We start from the raw sequence: 10212 nt of genomic DNA, 5'->3' as shown, positions 1-10212 counted from the left end.
CAAAGGAACGCTCAAAGGTTTCCCAATTTATCAGATTGGCAAGTTTGTACATTGGATGGGTGGGATTGAGCATGGATGCCAAGTCCCAAAACATTGATACCTGATGGGTGTTGGATGGAGATTTATACATTGTTGATTTGCAAGATTTTACCATGCAAAGATACAAAAACTTGTAGATATATACAAATAATAGAAAGGCTATTTTATTGATAATCAATAGGTTATTTACTTTTCAAGGGACGACTAAGTAGGATAAGATGATTAGTATAATTGATAAACTCAACAAGTAATCAGAGCGGAAGCATAACTTTATGTTATTCCTATTTTAAAAAGAGTCTGTTTATAAATCATTTTAATATACTTGAACTATAATTATTTACTAAGAAGTACTATCTTTGCATTATAAATGCAAATACAATGAAATATACACTTACTATATTCACACTACTTATCTTTGTATTGGTGGGATGTAACGATTCCACATATCATGGAGAATTAGCCACTATTGACAGTCTCATAGCTCATCAAGACAAACGTGCATTAACGATCTTGGACAGCCTTTCTAAAAATCAGCGGAATTTTACGAAGAAAGATTATCTGCTTTATCGTTTTCTTTTGGCAGATGCCCATAATCAGTTTTTCATCTCTATGAAAGCCGATACCTTTATGACCGATGTTGCCGATTACTATAACAGGTACGGAAACGACAAACAACGTATAAAGGCCCTCTACCTGTTGGGGTGCGTTTATCGCGACAAGGGAGATGCGCCAATGGCGATTGAATATTACAACAAGGCTGTGGAGCAAGCGGATACAACACAAGCAGATTGTGATTTTAAGCAACTCAGCAGAGTTTACGCACAGATGGCGGGACTGTTCGACGAACAACGTACTCCCAAGATGGAACTGAAGATGTGGGGCAAAGCGATTGCCTGTGCCGAGAAAGTAAAAGACACACTGGCAGTTATTAATTTTCTAGACCACATGGGTGGAGCTTATTATTTGCTTAATGACAAGAAAAAAGCCTTGGAAATCAACCATGATGTTTACAAACGTTACATTGCCTGTGGCAGGGCTTCCGATGCTGCGGGGTCGTTGCTTACAACGATAGAAGCAGAAATAGAAAACAATCAATTAAAAGAAGCCAAGAAGCATATAGACGAATACATTAAATACACGGGTGTGCTGAATGGGCAACAAGAACTAACAGAAGAAAGAATATCTTCCTTTTTCTATATAGGCAAATATTACGAAGCGATAGAAAAAAATGATTCTGCGGAATATTTCTATCGTAAATTATGGAATGGTTTTGATGAAATTGAATATCAAGAAGCTGCATATAAAGGCTTGTTGTCCGTATTCGAGAAAAGTGGCGAGAAAGACTCCATTGCCAAATATGCCCGATTATTTGCCGATGCCAACGATTCAGCAAATTTTCAGGAGTCGGCAACAGAAATAACACGGGCGCAAGCTTTGTACAACTACAACGAAAGTAAAAGAAAGGCTACTGAAAAAGAAGAAGAAAACAACAACCTTATACGTGTCATCTACGGAATACTTTTCCTTGTATCAGCTATATCGGTAATCGGATATTTACATAGAAAAAAGATGTCTGATAAAAGAAAGGCACAGCAGATGGCTGCCAACAAAGAATATTCCTCATTGCTATTTAGATTTAGCAAAGCCACCAGCGATGTGCAGGCGTTAAGACATGATATGGAAAGATTCAAAAAGCAGAAAGAGCAAGAGATTATGCACCTGCAAGAACAACTGTCGTTCTATCAGGAAGATACGGCAAAGGAAAAGGAATGGGATATTGAGCAGGCTTTGCTTTCTCATCAAATAGTGATAAGATTTCATGATTTGGCAGTCCATGCCAATATGCCAACGGAAAAAGAGTGGCGTCATCTCATTGAAATAATTTCACAACGTCTATCAGATTTCTATACCAAGATTAGTAATGCAAGTTACGCACTTACCAGTCAGGAAATTAAAACCAGCATCCTTGTCCGACTTTACTTTAGTCCTTCGGAAATCGCAACCTTATTAAATTTGAAAAATCAGCGTATAACAAACATCCGATCCGCTATTAATAAGAAGCTATTTGGCATAGATGGAGCTACGGGAATTGATAAAAATATTAGGGAAATGTGATCAATAAACCATTTTTGTCAAGATACAAGTCTTTGATAATCTGTATTTTACACTTTTTCTTTAAGAAAGTGTAAAATGTGTAATCATTTTTTTTGTTATATCTTTATGAAATAATTAATTTTGCTTTCAAATAATCAAAATCAAACAACTATGAATAAACTTATTATAGTAATTGCATTGTTTTTAGTTATTCCGATTAATGTATCTGCGGATAATATTCAGGAAATATATCTCACTGTTGAAATTGTCAAACCTGGACATAACGGACCAATATATAGATCGCCAACTCGTCCTATTGTTGCAACTTTAAATAATGCTATTCTGACTTTCAAAGATTTAAAAGAAGAGTATATTTTAACGCTTTGGGATGAGAATGACACGCTTGTATATACTATGTATATTGTTCCGAATATCTCAAATTATGTTTTACCTACAAATCTTAAAGGGAATTATAAAGTAACAATGAAATCTACTTCAAGTTCATATATTGGTGAAATCAGCTTGTAGTTAGTTTAATCCCCATTTATCAAAGATAGTGTTAATAAGAATAAGTTAAGAATCTTATTTTTTTTAGATAGTATGTCGCCAAATATTTATTTAATAGATATTATAATTATTATTCTAGAACAAAGGGCTATTTTTGCAAGTAGAAAAGAGATCTATAAAGTTCTTTTCTCAGATTCTCACTTTCCAAGTTTAGCTGCAGTTTCTACAACATTATCTTATTTTGGGTTAACTTCAAATGCATACCTTGCTCATATCGAGGATTTAAAAGACATGAATAACGTTCTGCTACATACAAATGAAGAAGAAGGACATTTCTATATTATGAACAAAATTGAGGATAGAGGAGTTGAGTTGTATGATGGAAGATGCAAGCGACTTTCTATTACCCAATTTAAAAGTATTTGGGACGGTGTTATCTTGGTAGTTGATAAAAAAGAGTTTGAATATAGAGAAAAAGTACAAAATGAGAAGTTATTTTTATACGCAAGTTTCATACTTCTTTTAGTCTATTCATTATTTAAAATACCAGATGACTTGATAATAACTTTCATTGCAAATATCTTTGGGCTTGCTTGTGCATTCATATTGTTTAATCAACAGGTAAATATTTATGAGTACAATTCATTCTGTAAAATAGGACGAAAAATTGACTGTAATTATGTTTCACAAAAAAATCCTTTAGGTAGATGGATTCCAATAGGTCTACCAGTTATCGGAATTTACTTCTTTCTTCTTGATTCGGCATCCTTGGTAATCCTACGAGTTCAAGATCATCTAACTTTGATAGCTTATGTTTGCTCAGTTGTATTGATGATTGGACTTACAATTTATCAGTTTGCAAAAATAAAGAAGTATTGCCTGTATTGCATGGGGATAACGTTTATGGTTATCATAAAACTACTAATTATTACATCACCATTACAGCCTGTTGAAGTCCAAACAGTTGTTGGTATGGTGTCTCTATCTATAGTTGTCTATATAATTTGCCACCTCCTTTATATAAACGGCAGAAATACACAGGCGTTATTTGATAAGGAGATTACGCTTTTGAATTTAAAAAGGGACAAAAGAGTTCTGTCGTGCTATTTTGAAAAAATACAGGAATTGGATATACCAAAGAACTTATCGCTTAACTTTGGTAATATAAATGCTCCTGTTACAATTACGACCATCATAAGTATTGATTGTAAACATTGTAAGACTGTAGCAAAGGATATCTATTCTTTAATGCAAAAGTTCCCTCAAAGATATCATTGGCAACTTATAATTGATGGTATAGGAGTGGAGGAAAATAATAAGGAAACATTTATAAAATATAATAAAAGGCAATTAAACCTCTACATGCTTTACTTACATAGCCATATAGACTGCCTAAAAGCTTTATTTGCAAACTCTTATAGAGAGCAAATCAGCTTCTACGATGAGGCAATAGTTACATATAAGAGTTTGTTGAACTCTATACAAAGTATGAATATCCAACATTATCCCTTTGTACTCATAAACAGTTATAGACTGCCCAAAGGATATAAGATAACCGACATTCCATATATCTCAAGATATACTGAATAAAAATAAAATATAGACTTAAAAAGCGAAGAAGTTGCTAATCTTTTAATTTGAAGTCTATATAGAGGCACTGCCTAACCTCTTATTTAAATTCAAGATACTCAAATACTAGTTAAGAGCATTTTTGAAAGGCAAAAAAAATATTACTATTAAATTAATTTAGAAAATTATGAAAAAATTAGAATTAAAAGAGTTAGAAAACATCTTTGGTGGTATTTCTAGAGAAGAGTATTGTGAAAATCTTCGCAAAATTATAGCTAACAATAAACTTTCGGAGAAGGCACTTGCAGGGTGGACTATTGGATATAGTACTCACTGCGTGGAGCATTAAGCTATTATTTTAGGTGGATGTTTAAAACATCCACCTAAAAAAAATTTCATTATATTGAAATCTTTTCATTATTAGCAAAGCATAATTATGTTATGAAATATAGTTGGATAATATTTTTTATATTAATATCATCTGTCGTAACTGCACAGAAGAAACTTGATGTTACCAATCTCGAGTGTCAATATCAATATGTACATATGCAAGATACCCTGAAAAAAATACTGGATGAGGATGATAGACTTGTGCTGTTATTAGGTAATAAAGTTTCTAAGTGTTATAGTTCTTATAGTATGCAGGTTGATGAAAGATACGAAAATCCCAATAGGCGTAAAATTATAGATGCGGAAATCATGGAGTTTCTTAAAACTAAGAAACAACCATTACACAAGCGTATGAAGGCATATGTCTACAAGAATTATCCCGAAGGCAAAATGACCGTTACAGATGGACTATCGCTACAGGATTATATTTATGTTGATTCTCTGAATAATATCAACTGGACGATGGCAGACTCCACAAAAACAATTTTGAATTACACAGTTCAGATGGCAACATGCGATTATAGAGGACACCACTGGACTGCATGGTTTGCTCCTGACGTGCCTGTCAGCGATGGTCCATGGAAGCTACATGGCTTGCCAGGACTAATCATGGAGGCATACGATACCAATGCTTATCATCATTTCACGATTGTGGGAATTCGAAAGCTTACTGATATGCCAATTGTCATGAGTAAGACTTATGTTGGTACCAATAAATTTGAAAAAGTAAAACGGAAAGATTTTCTCAAGTTGCAAAGACAGTATCTCGAAAATATGAGCGGAATAATCAAAATGGAAACAGGAATTGATCTTGACCCCAATTCTTCGCCTACACAATTAACCTTTCAGCCCTTAGAAACAGAATAGTTGTAAAAACGAGAATATAAATGCCTATGAAAGCGATATTAACGTTGTTATTCGTATGTATGTGCTGCAAAATATCAGCACAGAAGATGCTTGATAATGCTAATTTTGAGTACCAATACAAATATATCTATCAGAATGATACAGTAAAAGGAACTACAAAAGACGACAGATTAGTATTGTTGATAGGCTCGAAAGTTTCAAAGTGCTGTAGCTTCTATAGCCTTCAGATAGACAGTTTAATGTCTAAACCTGATTGGTATGAAATCTATAGAAAGCAGTTAAATCAAGCATTTACAAGTAATATTGACCCACCTCATAGACGTATGAAGGCATACGTCTACAAGAATTATCCAGAAGGCAAAATGACCGTTACAGATGGACTATCGCTACAGGATTATATTTATGTTGATTCTCTGAATAATATCAACTGGACGATGGTAGACTCCACAAAAACAATTTTGAATTACACAGTTCAGATGGCAACATGCGATTATAGAGGACACCACTGGACAGCATGGTTTGCTCCTGACGTGCCTGTCAGCGATGGTCCATGGAAATTACATGGCTTGCCAGGACTAATTATGGAGGCATACGATACCAATGCTTATCATCATTTCACGATTGTGGGAATTCGAAAGCTTACTGATATGCCAATTGTCATGAGTAAGACTTATGTTGGTACCAATAAATTTGAAAAAGTAAAACGGAAAGATTTTCTCAAGTTGCAAAGACAGTATCTCGAAAATATGAGCGGAATAATCAAAATGGAAACAGGAATTGACATTGATCCAAATTCTTCGCGGAAGCAATTAGGTTTTCAGCCCTTGGAAACAGAATAGAGCCGTTAAGAATATAAAACACAACATAGTATTATGAGAACACATCAGCGATACATTACATTGACCTTATTGTGTATATTGGCATTGCAACTCCATGCACAAATAACGCTGACTGGAGTTGTACGCCTACAACGGACGAGACAGCCTCTGTCAGGTGTGATGGTCAATCTGAAACAAAAAGGCAGTAAACGTATCCTGAAATTCATACGAACTCAAGCTGATGGCAGTTACAAGTTGCAGACTTCTACACCACTTGCAGGCAACGAACTGCAATTCTCCTTGATTGGCTACGCCACAGAGATACTCTCACTTTCGGAAGGACAGACACAATACGACATGATGATGACAGAAAAGTCTACCGAACTGAGAGAAGTCATTGTGAAAGCCCCAAGCATTCGTCAGCGTGGCGACACACTTGCCTACAACGTGGCAAGTTTTGCCGACATCAACGACAAGTCGTTGGCAGACGTTTTGAAGAAAATGCCAGGGATAGAGGTGTCGGAAAGTGGAGAGATAAAACACAATGGCAAGCCTCTAAATAAATTCTATATTGAGGGACGAGATATGTTGGGTGGTCGCTACAATTTGGCTACGACCAATATTCATCAGGCAGACGTTGCATCAGTGGAAGTGCTGCAAAACCATCAGCCTATCAAAGCCCTTGACGATATGTCGTTTTCGGAGAGTCCAGCCATCAATATCCGACTGAAAGAGGCTGCAAAGAGCAGGCTTGTTGGAACAATCAAGGCGGGTGGCGGTATCAGTCCTAATATGTGGGAGAGCGAGGCAACACTGATGCGCTTTGCTAAGAAAGCACAACTACTCAATACATTGAAGAGCAATAACGTCGGAACAGATGTTACAAAGGACAATATGGTGCTGATAGATGATATAGGCAGTAGTTTTCTGAGTCGCAACTATGCTTTGAAGAACTATATAAATGTAATCCCCGACCGATTGATGGACATCAGTGAGAATAGAGTACGCAAGAACCAGACACACACTATTTTGATGAATAATCTTTGGGGTGTTGGAAAAAACACCGACCTATCCACACAGCTACTTTATTCGCACGATCGATTAGTATCGGCTTCATGCTCGCAAACCTCTTATTTTCTCAATGACAGCACAATTTTGACCAACGAAAACCAAAAGGCAAAGACCCGACAGAACAAACTCTCGGCAAGCATTGCACTGAACACGAATACCAGCAGATTGTATTTTACCAACACCCTCTCAACCGATTTACAATGGAACGACACCGACATAGATATTGAAGGAACTTATCCAAATCGTCAGACAGCTCGACAGCCATCGTATAAGGTTCACGACAAGTTTGAACTGCTCAGACGTACAGGTAACCAAGCGTTCACATTCAATTTCTACAATGCTTATATGTCAAATCCACACACATTATTGGTGCAGCGACCTAATGGAACGCAACAACAGAATGTGCGCTCTCAGGCTTTCTTTAGCAATAGTAGCACCTCGTTGGGCTATTATCTAAAACCCTTTATGGTATCAATGAAGTTAGGGCTGGTTGTTCTGAGCCGAAGTATGAGAAGTACAGCAGATGGCATACCCGACTCATTAGGTTTGGTACACAATCATGTCGGTATGACCTACCTTCGTACCTACGTTTCTCCTGAAGCCGAATTTAAAAGTGGCGGATGGCAAGTTAGATTGGCATTGCCCGTAAGTTATACTCCCTATTTCTTTAAAGACAAACTTGTTCAGGCTTCCAACAACCACCATAAGGTAATCGTTTCGCCCTATGTTTATCTGCAATACCTATTCTCTTCCAAGTTTAAGATGTCGCTTTCGGGAAGTATATCTCAAAACGAAATTAGAGAACAGAATTTTTACAATGGACTGATACTTAGTGATTATAGAAATCTGAACACAGGTTTTGTGAATTATGATAGCGAACAAGGTAAATCTCTATCATTGTCTTTCGATTACAAACAACCCTTGAATACGCTTTTTGCCAATGTCTACATCACTCGTTCATGGAACGAAAGCACACTGACCACCTCTCGTCGATTTATAGATGACTATATTCTGAACTCGTATTTTGCTCGAAAAACCCACTCAAATACTTGGATGACAGGCGCAAGAATGAGCAAGGGACTCAACCTTCTTCGAGGAATGATAAGTGTTTCTACGGATTATATGAGTTTCAATGGTGCATTAGTCCAAAACGACAATCTCTCTCATTATCAATCAAACTTATGGAGTATTACGACTAAAGTCAATATTCATCCTCTTAAATGGCTTGAGATGAACTATGAGATAACATACAGCAACGAATCAATGACGTTTAAAGATATTGATATACGTTCCTCGTCCAATAACCTTTCACAGCGTTTTTCTTGCAATCTAAACATTACAAAGGCTTGGCTGCTGAAACTATCAGGAGAACATTACAGCAATCAGTTGTCCGATAACACGCATAAACAACTCTTGCTTACCGATTTCTCCACCTCCTATACCTTTGTACATGGTGTGGAACTGAGCCTTAACGTGCGTAACTTATTTAATCAAAAGACCTATGCCTACACCAGTTATACCGATCTGATGCAGATACGTCAGGAATATGAACTACGCCCAAGAAACATTTTGGCATCTGTGTTTTTCCATTTCTAAACTTAATTATGAGAAACTTTCCTTTGATAAAACAACATGATGCCATGCAATGTGGTATATCCTGCTTGCAAATGATATGTAAATACTTTGATAATACTTAGTCGTTCCTCAAGAACTCGACTTACAACCAGCAAATGGTATTGGATAACACCTTTGTTTCATTAGTCGGCATAGATGGAGCTAAGGGAATTGATAAAAATATTAGGGAAATGTGACCAATAAACCATTTTCTATCAAGATACAAATCTTTGATAATCTATATTTTACACTTTTTCTTTAAGAAAGTGTAAAATGTGTAATCATTTTTTTTGTTATATCTTTACGAAATAATTAATTTTGCTTTCAAATAATCAAAATCAAACAACTATGAATAAACTTATTATAGTAATTGCATTGTTTTTATTTATTCCGATTAATGTATCTGCGGATAATATTCAGGAAATATATCTTACTGTTGAAATTGTCAAACCTGGACATAACGGACCAATATATAGATCGCCAACTCGTCCTATTGTTGCAACTTTAAATAATGCTATTCTGACTTTCAAAGATTTAAAAGAAGAGTATATTTTAACGCTTTGGGATGAGAATGGAACGCTTGTATATACAATGTATATTGTCCCGAATGTCTCAGATTATGTTTTACCCGCAAATCTTAAAGGGGACTATATGCTGAAGTTGAGTTCTGAAAGCAGCTCATATATGGGTAATATTTCCATAAATAGCTGATATAATTAGACATGCAAATGCCTATTATGGTATCATAAAAGCAGTAGAACTACATTAACAAATCCAACTAATAGCAAAAAATATCTTAAGATAAATATAGAGTAAGAAACGCTCGCAATTTTAAGGGACGAGTTCCTTTTAATATCTACGTTGACAAAAATCGCGATAAATGCCATTGTAGCTTGGGTAACTTAGCCAAGGTTTCAAAAAAATCTATAAGAATATTCTTTATAGATAATCTAAAAAATAAAAGAAATGGAAATTATAAAAATTCTTGAAAAGGGAGAACAGGTTTCAGAAAAACAGATGATAGATTTATGCGGAGGCACTGATTTAATGGCCAACACCAACAAAGCTATTGTCTATTGCAGTTGTGACGGAAATGGCGATAATACTAACAAAGGATTAATTTGCTCATGTGATGAAGACAAGCCGTTAAAGCCTAATAAAGATACTGGTGATGGTAAACCCATCAAGAGACCATAATTTATTACACTTGTAAAAACACTCTAGCGGGAACGAGTGAAAAATC

Annotated in this window: 10 protein-coding genes; all 10 read left to right on the top strand. The window is 35.6% G+C overall.

The genetic code is table 11. The annotated features are described in order from the left end of the window. Positions 1-417 precede the first annotated feature (417 nt). A complete protein-coding gene (locus tag ETF27_RS04875) occupies positions 418-2154 on the top strand; it encodes a tetratricopeptide repeat protein (RefSeq protein WP_130830286.1) in 1737 nt (578 codons plus the stop codon). 150 nt (positions 2155-2304) lie between these two features. Continuing rightward, positions 2305-2661 carry a hypothetical protein gene (locus ETF27_RS04870; protein ID WP_025878079.1) on the top strand — a complete coding sequence of 119 codons (357 nt, stop codon included), beginning with the start codon at positions 2305-2307 and terminating at the stop codon, positions 2659-2661. 72 nt (positions 2662-2733) lie between these two features. Then, positions 2734-4230 (top strand): vitamin K epoxide reductase family protein, encoded by a 1497-nt coding sequence (locus ETF27_RS04865; RefSeq protein ID WP_025878080.1) that lies wholly within the window; start codon positions 2734-2736, stop codon positions 4228-4230. A 166-nt stretch (positions 4231-4396) separates the two neighbouring features. Next, positions 4397-4558, top strand: coding sequence for a hypothetical protein (locus ETF27_RS11165; protein WP_021669440.1), 162 nt, complete (start codon positions 4397-4399; stop codon positions 4556-4558). Positions 4559-4650: 92 nt separating this feature from the next. Continuing rightward, positions 4651-5466 carry a GLPGLI family protein gene (locus ETF27_RS04860; RefSeq protein WP_115367865.1) on the top strand — a complete coding sequence of 272 codons (816 nt, stop codon included), beginning with the start codon at positions 4651-4653 and terminating at the stop codon, positions 5464-5466. Positions 5467-5486: 20 nt separating this feature from the next. Further along, positions 5487-6305, top strand: a complete 819-nt coding sequence (locus tag ETF27_RS04855; protein WP_115367864.1) for a GLPGLI family protein — start codon at positions 5487-5489, stop codon at positions 6303-6305. 33 nt (positions 6306-6338) lie between these two features. Then, a complete protein-coding gene (locus tag ETF27_RS04850) occupies positions 6339-8951 on the top strand; it encodes a TonB-dependent receptor (protein WP_147785557.1) in 2613 nt (870 codons plus the stop codon). 8 nt (positions 8952-8959) lie between these two features. Next, the gene (locus ETF27_RS11650) at positions 8960-9052 is read left to right on the top strand and encodes a cysteine peptidase family C39 domain-containing protein (protein WP_154655473.1); all 93 of its coding nucleotides are present in this window, start codon (positions 8960-8962) and stop codon (positions 9050-9052) included. 265 nt (positions 9053-9317) lie between these two features. Beyond that, complete coding sequence (locus ETF27_RS04840) at positions 9318-9680, top strand: hypothetical protein (RefSeq protein ID WP_025064782.1); 363 nt, start codon at positions 9318-9320, stop codon at positions 9678-9680. A gap of 255 nt (positions 9681-9935) precedes the next feature. Then, entirely contained in the window at positions 9936-10166 is a 231-nt protein-coding gene (locus ETF27_RS04835; RefSeq protein WP_021670372.1) for a hypothetical protein, read from the top strand. Positions 10167-10212: the final 46 nt, after the last annotated feature.

The organism is Prevotella brunnea (genome assembly GCF_008016795.1).
Taxonomy (GTDB): domain Bacteria; phylum Bacteroidota; class Bacteroidia; order Bacteroidales; family Bacteroidaceae; genus Prevotella; species Prevotella brunnea.
The sequence above is the reverse complement of the archived record's forward strand: the minus strand, read 5'-3'. Positions and strand labels throughout refer to the sequence as shown.